This is a genomic window from Corynebacterium parakroppenstedtii (genome assembly GCF_019754935.1).
GTDB classification, from domain to species: domain Bacteria; phylum Actinomycetota; class Actinomycetes; order Mycobacteriales; family Mycobacteriaceae; genus Corynebacterium; species Corynebacterium parakroppenstedtii.
The window spans coordinates 674,471-691,480 of sequence record NZ_JAGSOA010000001.1; the positions used below are offsets into that span (position 1 = coordinate 674,471).

Consider the following 17,010-nt stretch of genomic DNA (forward strand, 5'->3'; position numbering starts at 1 on the left):
TCTCCGACGCTGGCTTCGAGCTGCCTTAGAAATCCCAGTCTTCGTCGGTCGTGGATTCGGCCTTACCTATTACATAGGAGGATCCCGATCCCGAGAAGAAGTCGTGGTTTTCGTCGGCTCCGGGGTTAAGGGACGAGATGATCGCCGGACTGACGCGAGTTTCGTCGGCAGGGAACAACGCTTCGTACCCCAGATTGTTTAAGGCCTTGTTGGCGTTGTAGCGCAAGAAACGCTTGACGTCCTCCGTCCACCCCAGCTCGTCATAGAGATCTTCGGTGTACTGCGTTTCATTATCATACAGCTCGTAGAGAAGATCGAAGGTGTATTCTTTCAGGCCATCGCGCTCGGACTGTGTCAGGGCCTCCTGCCCGCGCTGGTACTTATAACCGATGTAGTAGCCGTGGACTGCTTCGTCGCGAATAATCAGGCGAATAACGTCGGCAGTGTTGGTGAGCTTGCCGTGGCTGGACCAGTACATCGGCAAGTAGAAGCCCGAGTAGAAGAGGAAAGACTCAAGAAGTGTCGACGCCACCTTCCGCTTGAAGGGGTTATCACCCTCGTAGTAGTCGAGAACAATCCGGGCTTTGTCTTGGAGGTTCTCGTTCTCCTCGGACCACCGGAAGGCGTCGTTGATTTCCGGTGTCGACGACAACGTCATGAAGATCGACGAGTAGGAGCGGGCGTGGACCGATTCCATGAACGCAATATTGGTGTAGACGGCTTCTTCGTGCGGCGTGAGGGCGTCGGGAATGAGAGAAACCGCGCCGACGGTGCCCTGGATGGTGTCCAGCATGGTGAGGCCGGTGAATACGCGCATCGTGGTGCGCTGTTCCAGCTCGTTGAGGGTGCCCCAGCTCTTGATGTCATTAGAAAGCGGAACTTTCTCTGGTAGCCAGAAGTTCCCTGTCAGCCTGTCCCACACCTCTTGGTCTTTGTCATCGGGAATGGTGTTCCAATCGATGGCAGCGATGGGGCGATCGTGGTTGTTTGCGTTTGTCCCCCATCGGACCGGTGTGATTGCGTTGGTCTTCTTCATAAAAGTGCCCCTTTCAACACTGTAAATATCAACTGCCAGTATCCGTCAGTCCCGTACCGGCCAAGTCTAGCCCTTACCCGACGACATAGGCTCCCCTGTCATCGTGCGAATCAAATCTTTAGCGTAAGTGGCGGTTTTGTGTGTGAAAATTGTTCGACCTCCTTTGGTTAAAGCCGCGAATTTTAGATTCATAGGACAACGCCAACTTTCTTAAAAACTAGACGTAGGTTTAATTCTAAAATTGTGAATCTGGAGAGAGGGTAATGAAATATCGTGGAGAATAAATCGGACGGTAGCGAACCCTAAAACCCGCATTCCGGTTGTTTTTTGCTTAAACTAAAAAATTCAGTCATAAAATTTTTTCAAAAATAATTGGCCAAAACAAAAAAGTTTTATATAATCGGGGCATGGCTATCAGTGACACAATGCAGAAAGCATTCAATGACCAATTCAACGCCGAACTCCAGGCGGCACTCGTTTACAAGCAACTAGGGCTGGAGCTTGATCGCCTCAGCTTGGTAGGCATGCGGGACTGGATGCGCGAACAAGTCGATGAGGAATTCGGACATGCTCACGCTTTCAGCGACCACATCTTGGCTCGCGGTGGTCAGGTGACCATCTCGACCCTTTCCGTTCCTGAGCTCAACATTCAGTCGGCAAAGGACGCATTCCAGGCTGCTCTTGAGCATGAGAAGAAGGTATCGGGCCTGATTCGCGATCTTGCTAAGACTGCAGATGCTGAAGGTGACCTTGATTCCCGCCAGTTAATCGACCGCTTCTTGACCGAACAGATCGAAGAAGAGGACACGGTTAACGAGATTCTCGATCGCCTTGAGCTTGTTGGCGATGACGGTGCGGGCATTCTCCGCCTCGATGCTGAGCTTGGTCAGCGCTAAAACCAAGTAGGAAAAACTAGTTGGCCTGCGCCGGCTAGTTAGATAACCAACGGCCTCATATCGTCACGATATGGGGCCTGTTTTTATGCCCGCTTCGGCCCCACTTGTTACGGCACGGCTGTGACAGCGCGCATCGCGCACCGTTACAGCCCAGCCGTTACAGCATGCAGGAGACACAACCTTCGACCTCTGTGCCTTCCAATGCCGCCTGCCGCAGACGAATGTAATACAGGGTCTTAATCCCGTTCTTCCACGCATAAATCTGTGCGCGGTTAATATCGCGCGTCGTTGCGGTGTCTTTAAAGAACAAGGTAAGCGACAGCCCTTGGTCGACGTATTTCGTCGCTACCGCATACGTATCGATAACCTTTTCATATCCTATTTCATAAGCATCTTTGAAATAATCAAGGTTGTCATTGTTCATATGTGGTGCGGGATAGTACACGCGCCCAATCTTGCCCTCTTTACGGATTTCAATTCTCGACGCGATCGGGTGAATCGACGATGTCGAGTTGTTGATATACGAAATAGAACCCGTTGGAGGAATAGCCTGAAGGTTTCGGTTGTAGAGGCCGTACTGCTGGATATCCTCCCGTAACTGGGCCCACTCCTCAGGCGTCGTTACCGAAATCGACGATTCCTCAAAGATGCGCTTGACCTTCTCTGTTTTCGGCGCGAAGTCCTTCGGATCATACCGATCAAAGAAGGCACCCGACGCGTAATCGGAGTCCTCAAAGCCGGTGAACGTCACGCCCCGTTCCTTGGCGAGGCGATTGGATGCCTTGAGGCAGGCCACCATGACGGCAGCGAAGTACGCGTTGGTGAAATCGAGCGCTTCTTCGCTGCCATAGTAAATATGCTCGCGACCCAAGTAGCCGTGCAGATTCATTTGTCCCAAGCCGATCGCGTGGGAATGCTCGTTGCCCTGCCGGACGGATGGCACCGAATCGATCGACGTCTGATCCGAGACCGCAGTCAACCCACGGATAGCGGTGTCGATGGTTCCATCGAAGTCATCGCTATCCATGACCATTGCAATGTTCAGCGAACCGAGGTTGCACGAGATATCGTCACCGATATGTTCGTAGGTCAGGTCCGCGTTAAATTCCGACGGGCTATTGACCTGGAGAATCTCTGAGCAGAGGTTAGACATATTAATGCGCCCAGCAATGGGATTCGCGCGATTAACTGTATCCTCAAACATAATGTACGGGTAACCGGACTCAAATTGAATCTCGGCCAATGTCTGGAAGAACTGCCGCGCATTAATTTTCGATTTCTTAATGCGAGGATCTTCCACCATCTCGTCGTAGTGCTCAGAGATGCCGATGTCCGAGAATGGCTTCCCATAGACTCGTTCAACGTCATACGGCGAGAACAAGTACATATCATCATTACGCTTGGCCAATTCAAACGTAATATCAGGGATAACTACACCCAGTGACAAGGTTTTAATACGGATCTTTTCGTCCGCATTTTCACGCTTGGTATCCAAGAATCGCAAAATATCCGGATGGTGTGCGTGTAGATAAACCGCACCGGCTCCCTGACGCGCACCCAACTGGTTGGCGTAAGAGAAGGAATCCTCCAGGAGCTTCATTACTGGAATGACGCCGGACGATTGGTTCTCAATCTTCTTGATCGGAGCGCCTTGTTCACGCAGGTTAGACAGGAGGAGCGCTACTCCCCCGCCACGCTTAGATAGCTGCAAAGCAGAGTTGATAGAGCGACCAATCGACTCCATATTGTCTTCGATACGAAGAAGGAAGCATGAAACCGGCTCACCACGCTGAGCTTTACCGATATTGAGGAACGTCGGGGTTGCTGGCTGAAAACGGCCCTGAATAATTTCGTCGACGAGCCGGCGTGCTAGCGAAATATCACCGTCAGCAAGCCCCAAGGCAACCATGCATACTCGGTCCTCATACCGCTCTAAGTAACGGTTTCCATCAAAAGTGCGCAACGTGTATGAGGTGTAATACTTGTATGCGCCTAAAAACGTCTTGAAGCGAAACTTATAGCTATAGGCTTGCTTGAACAGATCTTTAATGTCGGAAAATTCATATTTCTCGACAACGTCACCGTTGTAATAGTTGTTCTTGATCAAGTAATCAAATTTTTCTTCCAGATCATGGAAGAACACCGTGTTCTGATTAACATGCTGAAGGAAAAATTGATTAGCCGCTTCGCGGTCTTTATCGAACTGAATCTTGCCATTCTCGTCATAGAGGTTAAGCATGGCATTCAGAGCGTGGAAATCTAACTGCTCTGTAGACCGAACAGGTTCTGCTACTGTTTTGCCGAGATCTGACACCTAGAAACTCCTAATAGTTGAGAGGGAACTTCTGTACTGACTTTTCGTAATTGATGTTCGGTCTGTGATGAGAGTCCATACAGGCGATTCGCATTACTTATGCTGCGTGCCGCCTCATCCCATTGGCCTCAAATGCAGCGAGGCCCTGTTTCACGATGGCCACGTCCTCCTGAGTTCCCATCAATTCGAACCGATAGAGATAAGGAACGTGACACTTTTCTGCGATAATATCGCCCGCGACCCCATAATCTGGGCCAAAGTTGGTGTTACCCGATGCGATAACACCCCGAATCAAGCTGCGGTTTTGCTCATTGTTCAGGAAATGAATCACCTGGGTGGGCACAGGCCTCGTTTCCTGCCGGCTTATCGACGCCCCACCGCCATATGTTGGGCAAATCAAGACATATGGCTCGTCGACGATCAGGTCAGGTTCGGTACGTCGAAGCGGTATCCGGTCTGCCCGCATACCCAACTTATCGACGAACCGCTGCGTGTTATTCGTCGCCGAAGAAAAATAGACGAGGTACATGATTATTTTTCATCTTTTCTGGTGACTGAAACTGTTAAAACGAACTGTTAAAACGGAAAGAAAAATGAAAATGAGGCGGGGCCACGCATTGCAGGGAACCACCTATTAACTCTGCAGAACAACCAAAAGATAAGGTTTCGCGCCACGCGAGTCCTCGTCGAACGGCGACGACGTGTACTGCGGCGCCTTATGCAGCGGAGGCGACCAGGCTCTTAATGCGATCCGGACGAAACCCCGACCAGTGCTCATCCTGAGCGACAACAACAGGGGCCTGCAGGTAACCCAGAGCCATCACGTAGTCGCGAGCGTCGCTGTCCATGGCGATATCGACAGTTTCGTAGTCCACGCCCGCACGATCGAGAGCCTTCTTTGTAGCAGTGCACTGAACACAGGCGGGCTTGGTGTAGACGGTGACGGCCATAGAAAATTCTCCCTCTGTTGATGCACTACTTTTGCTGCGGCAATTGTTTATCGACGGGCACTTTTACCGCGAGAACGAAGTGATTATCCGGCGGATCCTCACCCTTTGTTCGGCCCGTGCAACGGGAATTAACTCTATCCCACCGACGGCAAAAACACAATAGATAGAATTTGAATCGGCTCAACACCACTACATATAGTAATTACAAAGACGAAATTCCAAGGTCGTCACTATTACGAATCACTACATGTATGCCGGCCCGATTTAAGCATCAGTTTTACTACATAGATGTTCATCATCCGCGAACCGCACAACCTCGTCCGTGAAGCACGATGTTTCACCCATGTGCCAGAGCGCCCACCGGGTGATCGATGCGGACAGAATCCTGGAGGATTGTGCCCTCGTGACTAACCGTAAATACACCCCTGGAAGAACCCATTTCCTGGGGCGCGACGCACCGACGCGCGGAAGAAGAAGTCGGTAGACGGAAAACTGCGGGAAAGCTACACCTGGAGCCCAAAAGTGCGGGGGAATATGCCCCCTCAAATAAAAGTGCGGGAGAATATGGTCAATTTTCGGCCCTTTTTCGCCCGTATTCCCCCGCAGTTTTCACCACCGACCTTGATACACCCCCGCAGTTTTCCCGCACGCGGACACACTTTTGTCGTAAAACCAGAGCACCCACCACCCTGCCAACGGAACGCAAAAACCGGCAACCTTCCCTAACGGAAAGCTGCCGGTTCGGCGCTACTTCAGTGCTCAGCTCAATGACGACCGTCGGCTTCTATACAGCACTTGCTGACTGCCAGCTACGGCCACTGAGTCAATTAACCCTGGCGGGCCTTGAAACGAGGATCCTTCTTGTTGATCACAAAAACTTTGCCGTGACGGCGCACAACCTGAGCGCCCGGCTTGTTCTTCAGCGACCGAAGGGACTTACGGACCTTCATCGGGCGCTCCTTTCTTCGTCGGCTGGGCTAGTAAAAGCCAACCACCTGTGGTGATCGGCCACTACACAACACAGTCTGGTGCGGATAATCCCTGAGAAATCATCGCAGTTCACCCACATGACTATGACACGAACCGCTATGGTACCGCGACCAGGCCGAAATCCAAAACTTTATGCCCAATCCCTCACCTACCCCACACCGGTGTACGTGAATTAGCGACACCAGTGTACATCAGCAGCCCAACCGTTTTACCATGGTGGAATGACAAGCGATCTTCGCGACGACATACGACGCTCCCTTGGCGTCCAGTCCACCATTGATCCACAGGAAGAAATCGAACGACGAGTTTCATTCCTGGCCGAGTACCTGATCTCCACGCAGGCTAAGGGCTTTATCCTGGGCATTTCGGGAGGCCAGGATTCGACGCTAGCTGGCCGCCTGGCCCAACTCGCCGTCGAGCGTGTCCGCGAGCAAGAAGGAACCAAGGTACGTTTCCACGCGGTGCGGCTCCCCTACGGTGAGCAAGCAGATGAGGACGACGCCCAGCGCGCCCTGAACTTCATCGAGCCGGATCGAACCGTCGCCATCAATATCAAAGATGCGGCCCAAGCGTTAACAAAGACTGTATCGGCGTCGCTAGGAATTCACTGTCTCACAGATTTCAACCGTGGAAATGTCAAAGCACGCATCCGCATGGTTGCCCAATATGCGGCGGCCGGGCAGCTTGGCCTCCTCGTCGTCGGCACTGACCATGCTGCAGAAGCCGTAACCGGTTTTTACACCAAGTACGGCGACGGCGGCGCGGATGTTCTCCCCCTCTCAGGTCTAACAAAACGGCAGGGTGCAGCGCTGCTTCAGGAACTCGGCGCACCCCCCAGCACGTGGAGCAAGGTTCCCACAGCGGACCTGGAAGACAACCGACCTGCGCTCCCCGATGAAGACGCACTCGGCGTGACCTACTCACAGATCGACGACTACCTCGAAGGCGTCGACCGGCTGCCCCAGGAAGCCATCGATCGCATCGAGCATCTCTACACGGTGAGCCGCCATAAGCGCAGCATGCCGGTCGCTCCTACCGACACGTGGTGGAAGCAATAATCTGTGCTAGTATTTCGTGCTCATATACCGGTCAGGTTCGTCGCCAAGTTTGAAGTGACGGCCTGACACGGAGTCTGGGACGACCCGTACATAGTTGTATTTCAGCGTGGGAAGCCACGGCTTAAGCTCAAGTTTGTCTGCTTCGTTGATCTCTGCGGTGCTGGTCAGGCGATGTGCCCGACCGCGAATGACGACCGATGTGGCGTCGGACTCGTCAAAAGAGTCAACCTCGAAAAGGACCTTATCGTTGACGGTCAGCGAGACTAGCTTTGACCCCTCTGACGTGCGAAAAAGGATGGACTTCGGACGGTCGCCGTCGCCGGGATCAACAACGTAATTGACCGGGTAAATGTCAATGTCCTCACCGGACCTGACAACCAGGCGCCCTAGCTTTACAGAAGAGAGGAAGTCGAAGACTTCCTCGTCGGACAGTTCAGTGATGATGTTCTCGTCGCTCATGTGTCTATTCTGCTCTAAAAACACGTTCGCCACAGCGAAATCCCCCTTTCGGGTGCCAACGCGACACGACGAACCCCCTAGTCCTGGTGCATGTTAGGCGCCTGCTAGCGGGGCCGACGCGACCGTCTAACCGCTGAGCAGGTGCCCAAAAGCATAATCACTGCAGCCCACCCCATGACGTAGAGCGACGAGCCGTTACTGCTCCACGGCGGCTCGAGAGCTATCTCTTGACCTGTGCCATAAATTCCGTTCAGAAACGGCATCCACCCCACAAGTTCACCCCCGCGAGGGACGAACACGATGGCGTTCTCGATCAAGAGCGACCACACCGTGATAACGGTAATCGCGGCCGCCGGGACCGCAACGAGCGCGCCGATTCCCACACCGATCCCGCACGCCGCGACCGCATAGAGGGGCGCCCCCCACAAGAACCGCACACCCTCGACGCTTGAGGCGGACACAGATCCGTACACCTGCGGGTATAACGCCGGCAAGGCAACCATCACCATAAGGACGGAGAAAAACGATCCGATGGCCGCAGCGACCGAAACGACTAGCCAGCGAGCGATGATCGACGGGACTGGTTGTGGGTGCAGTACGGAGTCCAGCTCGCCAACGGGCCCTCGCATCGAGGAGGCTTGGGCGTAGGTCGCGACGACAGCATACATGGTTATTCCCAGGTAGATCACCCAATAGTTCGCGTTCGGCGTCGATACTTCACGAACCTGAATCAAGCCACCGTTACCGTGCAGCGATTCCGCGACACCGCCGATGACCAGCGTCACCACCAAGGGAAGAATGATGCCCAATGGCACGAGAACACGTATAAAAGGTCCTCGCCAGCCGCTTAGCCGCACCCACTCTGAGGTCCATGCGGAATAGAACGCGCGCCAGGGAAACGGTCCCGACTTACTCGTGGCATTGTTCATCTGGGCGCTGTCAGATCTGGCCGGCATGGCCACTCCCCCTCCCAGCATTATTGTGGCCGACGGGCATCACGCCGTTGCTCCCAACTGCTACCGCGTGATTGAGCGCGCGGGGAATCGCGTCGATAAACGCTTCCTCCAACGAAGCATGAGCCCCGACCACATCGCGTACCGAACCTTGCGACACGATAGTCCCGCCCTCGAGCAAAACAACCCGATCCGCAGTCCGCTCCACATCTGCGAAATGGTGGGAGGCCACCACAACGCAGTGACCACGCTCGGCCAGATCCCGCATCAAGGACCGCAACCACAACATGCCCGCGAGGTCCAAGCCATTCATCGGCTCGTCCATAATGATGTTCCGCGGCCACCCGAGCAGCGCAGTCGCAACGCCCAACCGCTGACGCATACCGAGCGAATAACTGAGCACTGGCCTATCTGCCACGGCCTCGAGCCCAACCCGCACAATCATGTCGTCGGCTTCATCCCAAGACAGCCGTTTTGCCGACGCTACCCAATGCAAATGATGACGCCCCGACTGCTTCATTTCGCTCGCCGTTGTATCCAGGAACACTCCCAATGAGCGGCCGGGCCCTTCCCATTTCCGCGGTTCAGCGCCATCCACGCTGACCACTCCCGACGCGACCGGCACAATGCCAGCCATAATTTTTAACAGCGTCGATTTGCCCACACCATTAAGGCCGACGAGGTACGTAATCGTGGAATTATCGAAACGCAGTGACACATCCGACAATGCGAAGTCGGGCCGACTACCTCGTGTAGCGACATTCCGGCCCTGACTCGACCCGCGATGTGCGCCTGATTCACGGTGTTTACTACTCGTCGTCCTGGACCATAGCCGACGGCTACCTGGGCCGACTTCATAACGAATGTTATCCAGCAGTATCACGACGCTGACCTTTTCTGAACACTCATCACGCTGATTACCTCAGCGTTTTCCCTAAGCGTTGCAATAGATCGGAAGACCAACGGTTTTCACACCCTGACACATTGATGAACTAGCCAACCGCCAATTCCCGTCTTTGTAGACAAAGTTGATAGGCATTGAAATGTCGGGAATCCCTGCAGAGAAAGAGTGAAGCTGAACAGTAATGGTGTCGCCGTTTCGCTCCATGGGTCCGGTTAGCCGGCTCCCACCACGTGGAGCACGGAATAGACCGATCCTCGAGACAGTCTTTGGAACGACCACAGCATCGGGTGCCTCAATATTCGCTTTCTTAGCTTCATCCGAGGCATCCGTCGCAGTCAGGAAGTACACAATCCCGTTGAGCTCGTCGAGCGAAGGATTGGGATCCGTCACCGTGTAGTTGGCCGGCAACGGTGACGACGGCGTCCACCTGCGGTTTCCGGAATCCGAGTCCGATACGCTGCTATCGTCGGCATCATTATCTCCGGCATCAGACTCATCCTGCCCGTTCTGAGACGAATCAGAATCCGAGCCATTATCATTGCCATTCGATCCGGACCCCGAACTCGAATCCGAGTTTCCGCCCGACGACGACGCTTTCTTCCCCTCAGTCGGAGCACCCAGGGCTCCGCCAGTGGATCCCTTGTCAGTCTTATTCTTATCGTGCGAATTTTTCCCGGAAGCATCTTTCGATTTCTTCGCACTCGACGGGACCGGCGACTTCTTGATGACCTTATGCCCCTGCGCATCGGTGGTCTCTTCCGCGACGTAGGCGGCTGAATTGTCGTCTCCGTGGCGAGACAAACCGACGACGCCAATCGCCAAGATGACCGCCGCAACGATAGCCGCTACCCCGCCGGCCATCATGACGGTCGGCCAGTTCACGCGACGGTTCGCACCGCTCTGCTGAGCACTCTCCTCCAGGCTGAAGTTATCCGTCGGGGGATTATCCGACTGGCCGCTGTAATCTGACTGGCTGTCGGAGCCCGACTGGGGTGGATCGAATTCTGACGGGCTGGACTGATCTGGGCCCAGGGGTTTGGAGGACATGAGGGGCGCCGCCTATGTGCAGTTTAACCTTGAACAAAAAGGGAGATGTGTGTAGATTAGCCTAATTTTTTAAATACGCATAGTAATTTCTCATTTAATATCGCGGACTTCACACTGCTTACACACCCCAGCTTCCCGTACACCCTCCAGCTCCCGAGCACTCACACTCGACGCGATCGAGGATTCAGACCTACCCTGGCGTCTATGTCGAATAACACATTGGAAAACACATCATCGAACAAACCAGGATCACCCGACCTCCCCTATCGCTTCGCTGTCGTCGGGCTCGGGCAGATCGCGCAGCAAGCCTTCCTTCCGGGACTCGCACAGTTACCGGAAGCGCAGCTCGCCGCCGTCGTCACGTCGGATCCCGGAAAGGCCGAGCGTTATGACGTCCCCGGCTATTCCTATGACCACTACCAGGAACTCCTCAACTCCGGCGATATCGACGCTGTTTACGTTGCGACGCCGGTCGATCGCCATCGTGAATTCACCATCCCCGCACTTCACGCCGGGATTCCCGTGTTGTGTGAAAAGCCCATGGCCCCGTCGGTCGACGATTGCCAGGCTATGATCGCCGCGGCCAACGAGACGGGCACGACGCTCATGCTCGCCTATCGGATGCACACCGACCCGTTCATGATTGACCTGGTCGAGCTTGTCCGCTCTGGCAAACTCGGCGATGCGCGTTACTTCACATCGCAGTTCAGCCACACAATTAACCCGGAGAATCACCGCGCGAACCACGGGTTCTGGGGTGGCCCGGTTCCCGATCTCGGGGTCTACCCGCTCAACATGGTTCGCAATCTGTATGAAGAAGAACCGACGACCGTTTACGCGATCGGCGGCCACCACGAGGGCACCGGTCTGGACACCACCCCAACCGTCAGCATTTCTCTTGGATTCGACAGCGGACGGACTGCCCAATTTACGGCGAGTTACTCGACGTCCTCAGCCGAGGGCTTCACACTAGCAGCCTCTAAGGGGACGGTCGTGTCCCCGTCGTCGTACATGTGGGGTGAAGGCTCCGATCTTCACGCGACTGTGTCGCTTGCCGACAAAGAAGGCAGCGGGACTGATACCACCCACGAATGGCACTACGACGCCAAGGATCAATTCGCTGGTGAAACCCGCTATTTCCTCACGTGCGTCCGCGAAAATAAACAGCCCGAGCCCGACGGCGAAGAGGGCCTGCTCGATATCCGCGTCTGTGAGGCGGTCAAAGAGTCGCTGGAAACCGGACGTCCTGTTTCGCTTGAGCCTCGGACGCGGGAACGCCGAATTAGCGCTGACGAAGCACAAGAAATCCCCGCCCCGTCAAAGCCGGGCGAGGATGACATCGCTGTGAAAGCACCTGAGGAACTCTAGCTCACCGGGGGTTTATTCTCCCGGCGCCCCTCGCCAGCGGTTACCCCTCGTGACCGCGCAAAAGATCCTCAAAGTCGCGGGAGTGGGAAACGTTGACACCGTCCTTGCGCTCGGGGGCCGACTCCGTCAGGTCGGGGCCGAATCCTTCCACAGCTCCCGTCGTCGCCAAGAGATAACCAGCAAGCTCCGACGCTGCGCGGTTGGCCCGGCGCGTGAGGTCAGTCTCTTGGCCGAAGTCCTCAGTGGCTGCGAAGACACCCGTAGGCATGACCGTAGCGCGCAAGTATGTGAACAGCGGGCGCATCGCGTAGTCGAGCATGAGGGCATGGCGAGGAGAGCCCGCTGTCGCCGCGATCAGCACCGGCATGCCGTTGAGAGCATTGGTGTCTAGGGAATCCATGAACATCTTGAATAGCCCGGTGTAGCTCGAGGTAAATACCGGGGAGGCGGCGATGACGCCGTCGGCAGCCGAGAGCGTTTTCTTCGCTTGTGTGAGTTTTTCACCGGCCATACCGGTCGTCATCACTGTGGCTAGTTCATTAGCAAGGGGCCGCAGGTTAATGATCTCAATCTCGACCGCGTCGCCACGCTTGGACACCTGAGACTCTAATGCGCCAGTAATGGAATCAATGAGCATCTTGGTGTTCGAGGGCGTTCCCACCCCTGCGTTAATAACCGCGACTTTCTTCATTATCCGTTATGCCTTTCTGATTCGCCGATGTATTAATAGCTAGCTAAGAATGCACGGTAGCTTAACTATTTTCTTCATATGCCTTAACCGGCTGAACCAGATGGAACGGAGAATCCGGACCTTCAGCAACCAGCGATGCATGCGTCGGCGGATCTGACGGGACGTGCGCTGGACGTCGTGCCTCAAACTCGCGACGCAACACCGGGACAACTTCCTTACCCAGGATTTCGATCTGCTCCAGCACGTTCTCCAGTGGAACACCAGCGTGATCCACCAGGAATAGCTGACGCTGATAGTCCCCGACAGCATCGGCGTACCCGAGGTATTTCTCGATAACCTGCTCTGGCGTGCCCACCGTCAACGGTGTCATGGCTTCGAATTCTTCGAGCGACGGGCCATGGCCATAGACAGGTGCGTTATCAAAGTAGGGGCGGAAGAACTTCTTGGCTTCTGCTTCGGTATCCGCCATAAAGACGTGACCACCAAGGCCGACGATTGCCTGGTCAGCAGATCCGTGCCCGTAGTGCTCATAGCGCTCACGGTAGAGCTTCACCATCTGCTGTGTGTGTTCGATATTCCAGAATATGTTGTTGTGGAAGAAGCCGTCGCCATAATAGGCAGCCTGCTCTGCGATTTCCGGCGAGCGGATGGAACCGTGCCACACAAATGGTGGCGTATCGTCCAACGGCCGCGGAGTGCTGGTGAAGCTTTGAAGCGAGGTGCGGAACTCGCCCTTCCAATTCACCACCTCTTCACGCCACAACCGACGCAGCAGGTGATAGTTCTCGATAGCCAGCGGGATTCCCTTGCGGATATCTTTTCCGAACCACGGGTATACCGCACCGGTGTTACCGCGGCCCATCATGAGATCGATGTTGCCGTCGGTGAGATGCTGCAGCATGGCGTAATCTTCAGCGATCTTCACCGGATCATTTGTGGTGATCAGCGTCGTCGACGTTGAATACCGGAGTTTCGGGTATTTGGCCGCGAGGTGCGCCAGTGCCGTCGTGGGGCTCGAGGAGAAGAACGGAGGGTTGTGGTGCTCGCCGATAGCGAAGACATCTAAGCCAACTTCTTCCGCTTTCTTGGCCATCGCGTCCCACGCCAGGATGCGCTCATGCTCGGTGGGCGCCTTTCCGGTGGTGGGATCCGTCGTGATGTCGCTAACAGTGAATAGTCCGAACTGCATCATTCAATCCTTCCCTCGATAATGGGCAAAACCGTTTACATGACATATCAACAAAACATCATGAAAAGTATTCCCACATCCCACTGACTGGCAAAATCGCAGCTAGTAGGCCTAGTTAAAGACCATGCCACCATCAATCAGGAGTGCCTGCCCTGTCATGTAATCCGAATCCGGACCAGCAAGATAGGAGACACATGCGGCCACATCCTCAGGCTTCGACAAACGGCCCAACGTAATGTTCTGCGCGAACTGCTCCATGCCCCACTCGAATGGCTTGCCAGCGTTATCAGCAACTTCCTGAGCAATGCCACGCATCATCGGCGTATCCACAATGCCCGGGCAGTACGCGTTCACCGTGATCCCATACTTCGCAAGATCACGAGCAGCGGTCTGCGTAATACCCCGAATAGCGAACTTCGTCGCACCGTAAACGGCCAATTCTGGGTTGCCCACCTGACCTGCCTGCGACGACGCGTTAATGATCTTCCCGCCGGTCTCTTTCATGTACTTCATCGCGGCCTGAATTCCCCACAGGGTTCCGCCCACGTTGACGTCGAACACCTTGTGGTACAGCTCGGGGGTGATGTCTTCCAGCGGGGTCGTCGGGCCAAGACCAGCATTATTAACGACGACGTCCAGACGCCCCAGTTTCTCGACGGTCTCGTCGACAGCGGAAAAGACGGAATCGCGATCCGACGCATCGACGTGCACGGCGACGGCCTTGCCACCATCCTGCGCCGAAATGTCCTTGGCGACTTTTTCCGCGGTGTCATTATTAAAGTCCGCGACTGCGATGGCGAAACCATCGTTGGCCAAGCGCTTTGCGATAGCCTCACCAATGCCCTGACCAGCGCCGGTGATGAATGCGACCTTCTGCATCATGAATCCTTCCAAAACGCTGCTTCCCCACTCATTCGAAGCAGCATGACATCGATATCGGGGGGTAAGTGACCAGAACGACACAACAAGTGAGTGGACACTTACTTACACACTCAGTGTACGCGGAAAAGGAGGACCCAGACCGATAAAAAATTGCGCACTCACGACGACGTTCTATCAACTCGTTGGTCACTCGTTGGCAACGCACTGCCAGCGAAATCAACGTACCCACCTGGTGATTTGTCTAATATCTTCCCGATGAGTAAATTAATCGTGGTCTAAGGGGCTATGGCGCAGCTGGTAGCGCACCACACTGGCAGTGTGGGGGTCACGGGTTCGAGTCCCGTTAGCTCCACAAAAAATTCCCTGGTCAGCGATGACCAGGGAATTCGTCGTATGTGCTCAAGATTTTACTTGCCCAGCACGTCTTCAACGAGTTGCTGCGCCTCGCGCTGAACTTCAGCCAAGTGGTCGTCGCCCTTGAAGGACTCCGCATAAATCTTGTATTTATCTTCGGTGCCCGACGGCCGAGCAGCGAACCACGCGTTCTCGGTCACGACTTTCAGACCACCAATCGCCGCATTGTTACCAGGCGCTTCGGTCAACTTGTTAGTGATCTCCTCCCCGGCCAAGGTCGTCGCGGTGACGTCCGACGGAGACAACTTCTTCAGCCGATCCTTCTGCTCACGGTTGGCCTCAGCGTCGGTACGCGCATAGGCCGGAGCACCGAACTCCTCCGCCAATTCCGCATACCGCTCGGACGGCGTCTTTCCCGTGACCGCTTTGATCTCGCTGGCCAGCAGGTTGAGGATCAGCCCGTCCTTATCCGTCGACCATACGGTTCCGTCGAAACGAAGGAATGAAGCCCCGGCCGACTCTTCCCCACCAAAGCCAATCTCGCCTGAGATCAGCCCCGGGACAAACCACTTAAACCCAACAGGAACTTCAACAAGCTTACGGCCCAATTTTTCGACGACACGGTCAATCATCGACGACGACACCACCGTCTTCCCGACGGCCGTCGAGTCCGCCCACTCCGGGCGATGCGCGAAGAGGTAATCAATGACGACGGCCAGATAGTGGTTCGGATTCATGAGGCCAGCGTCAGGAGTGACGATGCCGTGACGGTCAGAATCGGCGTCGTTACCCGTCGCGATGTCGTACTTATCGCGATTATGCACCAAGGACGCCATGGAATTCGGGCTAGAGCAATCCATACGGATTTTGCCGTCGGTGTCCAAGGTCATGAACCGCCATGTCGCGTCGACCAGCGGGTTAACCACGGTGAGATCCAGCCGATGCTTATCCGCGATCGCACCCCAGTAATCCACCGATGCGCCACCCATCGGGTCAGCACCAATGCGGACTCCCGCATCGCGAATCGCATCAAGATTCACAATCGACGGAAGGTCATCAATGTAATCCGACATGAAATCGAAGGGCTTGAGGTAGTCCCCCCAATCCGTCACTCCACTGACGGGCGTGCGCGTGACCCCCTTGAGCCCCTGCGCGATGTACTCATTGGCACGATCCGCGATCCACCCCGTCGCGTCCGTCCCGGCAGGGCCACCCGTCGGCGGATTGTATTTAAATCCCCCATCGCGCGGCGGATTGTGGGACGGCGTGATCACAATGCCATCAGCCTTCGGGTGCTCATGCGTCAAAATCGCGTGGGACACAGCAGGCGTCGGCGTGTACTTCCCCGCTGAATCCGCAAGCGTCGTCACTTTATTGCCGACGAGAACCTCCAGGGCGGAAATCATCGCTGGCTCTGACAAGCCATGCGTATCGCGGCCGACGAAAAGCGGGCCGTCGATGCCTTCCTTTTTGCGGTAATCGACGATCGCTTGCGTCGTCGCGAGGATGTGATCCTCGTTAAAGGCGGTGTCCAGCGATGACCCCCGGTGCCCCGACGTGCCAAAAACGACCTGCTGATCGATGTTTTCCGGATCCGGATGTTTCGTGTAATACGCAGTGACGAGTTCGGCGAGGTCAATAAGATCCTCGGGCTGAGCTAGCTGGCCGGCGCGGGGGTGTGCCATGATGGGCCTCCTCAGAGATAAGACAACGCTGATAATCGGCGACAATTAAAACTTTCATCCCCTAGTTTCCCCCTTTTCGACGAAAGCTGCACCCCTGTATCCCCACGTGGGGGCTTTCCCGATCGTGTTGTGTATTGAGCCAAAGAGGTGAATGTATCCGCCACAGCGGACGCCAACGAGAACAGGACGGATATCGAAAAAAGGGAGCCAGTCTCCTTTTTGACTGGCTCCCTT

Annotated in this window: 16 protein-coding genes and 1 tRNA gene; 4 read left to right on the forward strand and 13 right to left on the reverse strand. The window is 55.2% G+C overall.

Annotated features, from left to right (window positions below; genetic code table 11):
- Positions 1 to 25: 25 nt before the first annotated feature.
- Complete coding sequence (nrdF, locus tag KCQ76_RS02835) at positions 26 to 1,036, reverse strand: class 1b ribonucleoside-diphosphate reductase subunit beta (protein ID WP_046202600.1); 1,011 nt, start codon at positions 1,034 to 1,036, stop codon at positions 26 to 28.
- Positions 1,037 to 1,443: 407 nt separating this feature from the next.
- Here nrdF and KCQ76_RS02840 point away from each other — a divergent pair, with 407 nt between their 5' ends.
- Positions 1,444 to 1,932 carry a ferritin gene (locus tag KCQ76_RS02840; RefSeq protein ID WP_041628867.1) on the forward strand — a complete coding sequence of 163 codons (489 nt, stop codon included), beginning with the start codon at positions 1,444 to 1,446 and terminating at the stop codon, positions 1,930 to 1,932.
- 157 nt (positions 1,933 to 2,089) lie between these two features.
- Here KCQ76_RS02840 and nrdE read toward each other — a convergent pair whose 3' ends face one another.
- The 4 genes from nrdE to ykgO all read right to left on the reverse strand — a co-directional run bounded on the left by nrdE (position 2,090) and on the right by ykgO (position 6,146).
- Complete coding sequence (nrdE, locus tag KCQ76_RS02845; RefSeq protein WP_046202602.1) at positions 2,090 to 4,246, reverse strand: class 1b ribonucleoside-diphosphate reductase subunit alpha; 2,157 nt, start codon at positions 4,244 to 4,246, stop codon at positions 2,090 to 2,092.
- A 97-nt stretch (positions 4,247 to 4,343) separates the two neighbouring features.
- Positions 4,344 to 4,775: a class Ib ribonucleoside-diphosphate reductase assembly flavoprotein NrdI gene (gene nrdI / locus KCQ76_RS02850; RefSeq protein WP_046202603.1), complete on the reverse strand. Its 432-nt coding sequence runs from the start codon at positions 4,773 to 4,775 to the stop codon at positions 4,344 to 4,346.
- A gap of 187 nt (positions 4,776 to 4,962) precedes the next feature.
- Entirely contained in the window at positions 4,963 to 5,196 is a 234-nt protein-coding gene (nrdH, locus tag KCQ76_RS02855) for a glutaredoxin-like protein NrdH (protein WP_046205115.1), read from the reverse strand.
- 827 nt (positions 5,197 to 6,023) lie between these two features.
- Complete coding sequence (ykgO, locus tag KCQ76_RS02860; RefSeq protein ID WP_012732041.1) at positions 6,024 to 6,146, reverse strand: type B 50S ribosomal protein L36; 123 nt, start codon at positions 6,144 to 6,146, stop codon at positions 6,024 to 6,026.
- A gap of 261 nt (positions 6,147 to 6,407) precedes the next feature.
- On the opposite strand from ykgO, the gene nadE reads away from it, so the two are divergent.
- Entirely contained in the window at positions 6,408 to 7,244 is an 837-nt protein-coding gene (gene nadE / locus KCQ76_RS02865) for an NAD(+) synthase (RefSeq protein ID WP_221914784.1), read from the forward strand.
- A 6-nt stretch (positions 7,245 to 7,250) separates the two neighbouring features.
- Here the strand turns inward: nadE and KCQ76_RS02870 are convergent, their stop codons facing one another.
- From KCQ76_RS02870 to KCQ76_RS02885, 4 genes are all read right to left on the reverse strand, one after another.
- Positions 7,251 to 7,703, reverse strand: a complete 453-nt coding sequence (locus KCQ76_RS02870) for a pyridoxamine 5'-phosphate oxidase family protein (protein ID WP_046202606.1) — start codon at positions 7,701 to 7,703, stop codon at positions 7,251 to 7,253.
- A gap of 104 nt (positions 7,704 to 7,807) precedes the next feature.
- Positions 7,808 to 8,659, reverse strand: a complete 852-nt coding sequence (locus KCQ76_RS02875; protein WP_082089766.1) for a hypothetical protein — start codon at positions 8,657 to 8,659, stop codon at positions 7,808 to 7,810.
- A complete protein-coding gene (locus KCQ76_RS02880) occupies positions 8,643 to 9,539 on the reverse strand; it encodes an ABC transporter ATP-binding protein (RefSeq protein WP_052722190.1) in 897 nt (298 codons plus the stop codon). The genes KCQ76_RS02875 and KCQ76_RS02880 overlap by 17 nt, the downstream gene beginning before the upstream one ends.
- A gap of 51 nt (positions 9,540 to 9,590) precedes the next feature.
- Positions 9,591 to 10,607 carry an MTB12 C-terminal domain-containing protein gene (locus tag KCQ76_RS02885; protein WP_052722189.1) on the reverse strand — a complete coding sequence of 339 codons (1,017 nt, stop codon included), beginning with the start codon at positions 10,605 to 10,607 and terminating at the stop codon, positions 9,591 to 9,593.
- 204 nt (positions 10,608 to 10,811) lie between these two features.
- Between KCQ76_RS02885 and KCQ76_RS02890 the strand changes: the two genes are divergently transcribed.
- Positions 10,812 to 11,975, forward strand: a complete 1,164-nt coding sequence (locus KCQ76_RS02890) for a Gfo/Idh/MocA family protein (protein ID WP_046202608.1) — start codon at positions 10,812 to 10,814, stop codon at positions 11,973 to 11,975.
- Positions 11,976 to 12,015: 40 nt separating this feature from the next.
- On the opposite strand, the gene KCQ76_RS02895 is transcribed toward KCQ76_RS02890, so the two are convergent.
- From KCQ76_RS02895 to KCQ76_RS02905, 3 genes are all read right to left on the reverse strand, one after another.
- Positions 12,016 to 12,666, reverse strand: a complete 651-nt coding sequence (locus KCQ76_RS02895; RefSeq protein WP_046202609.1) for a CE1759 family FMN reductase — start codon at positions 12,664 to 12,666, stop codon at positions 12,016 to 12,018.
- 61 nt (positions 12,667 to 12,727) lie between these two features.
- A complete protein-coding gene (locus KCQ76_RS02900; protein ID WP_046202610.1) occupies positions 12,728 to 13,855 on the reverse strand; it encodes an LLM class flavin-dependent oxidoreductase in 1,128 nt (375 codons plus the stop codon).
- Between the two features lie 111 nt (positions 13,856 to 13,966).
- Positions 13,967 to 14,734, reverse strand: a complete 768-nt coding sequence (locus KCQ76_RS02905; protein ID WP_046202611.1) for a (S)-acetoin forming diacetyl reductase — start codon at positions 14,732 to 14,734, stop codon at positions 13,967 to 13,969.
- A 282-nt stretch (positions 14,735 to 15,016) separates the two neighbouring features.
- Here KCQ76_RS02905 and KCQ76_RS02910 point away from each other — a divergent pair.
- Positions 15,017 to 15,089, forward strand: a tRNA-Ala gene (locus KCQ76_RS02910).
- A 55-nt stretch (positions 15,090 to 15,144) separates the two neighbouring features.
- Here the strand turns inward: KCQ76_RS02910 and pgm are convergent.
- A complete protein-coding gene (gene pgm, locus KCQ76_RS02915) occupies positions 15,145 to 16,776 on the reverse strand; it encodes a phosphoglucomutase (alpha-D-glucose-1,6-bisphosphate-dependent) (RefSeq protein WP_046202612.1) in 1,632 nt (543 codons plus the stop codon).
- Positions 16,777 to 17,010: the final 234 nt, after the last annotated feature.

Coding starts and splice junctions, on each gene's coding strand:
- nrdF (WP_046202600.1), bottom strand. CDS start 1,036: ATGAAGAAGACCAACGCAATCACACCGGTCCGATGGGGGACAAACGCA.
- KCQ76_RS02840 (WP_041628867.1), top strand. CDS start 1,444: ATGGCTATCAGTGACACAATGCAGAAAGCATTCAATGACCAATTCAAC.
- nrdI (WP_046202603.1), bottom strand. CDS start 4,775: ATGTACCTCGTCTATTTTTCTTCGGCGACGAATAACACGCAGCGGTTC.
- nrdH (WP_046205115.1), bottom strand. CDS start 5,196: ATGGCCGTCACCGTCTACACCAAGCCCGCCTGTGTTCAGTGCACTGCT.
- ykgO (WP_012732041.1), bottom strand. CDS start 6,146: ATGAAGGTCCGTAAGTCCCTTCGGTCGCTGAAGAACAAGCCGGGCGCT.
- nadE (WP_221914784.1), top strand. CDS start 6,408: ATGACAAGCGATCTTCGCGACGACATACGACGCTCCCTTGGCGTCCAG.
- KCQ76_RS02870 (WP_046202606.1), bottom strand. CDS start 7,703: ATGAGCGACGAGAACATCATCACTGAACTGTCCGACGAGGAAGTCTTC.
- KCQ76_RS02875 (WP_082089766.1), bottom strand. CDS start 8,659: ATGCCGGCCAGATCTGACAGCGCCCAGATGAACAATGCCACGAGTAAG.
- KCQ76_RS02885 (WP_052722189.1), bottom strand. CDS start 10,607: ATGTCCTCCAAACCCCTGGGCCCAGATCAGTCCAGCCCGTCAGAATTC.
- KCQ76_RS02890 (WP_046202608.1), top strand. CDS start 10,812: ATGTCGAATAACACATTGGAAAACACATCATCGAACAAACCAGGATCA.
- KCQ76_RS02895 (WP_046202609.1), bottom strand. CDS start 12,666: ATGAAGAAAGTCGCGGTTATTAACGCAGGGGTGGGAACGCCCTCGAAC.
- KCQ76_RS02900 (WP_046202610.1), bottom strand. CDS start 13,855: ATGCAGTTCGGACTATTCACTGTTAGCGACATCACGACGGATCCCACC.
- KCQ76_RS02905 (WP_046202611.1), bottom strand. CDS start 14,734: ATGCAGAAGGTCGCATTCATCACCGGCGCTGGTCAGGGCATTGGTGAG.
- pgm (WP_046202612.1), bottom strand. CDS start 16,776: ATGGCACACCCCCGCGCCGGCCAGCTAGCTCAGCCCGAGGATCTTATT.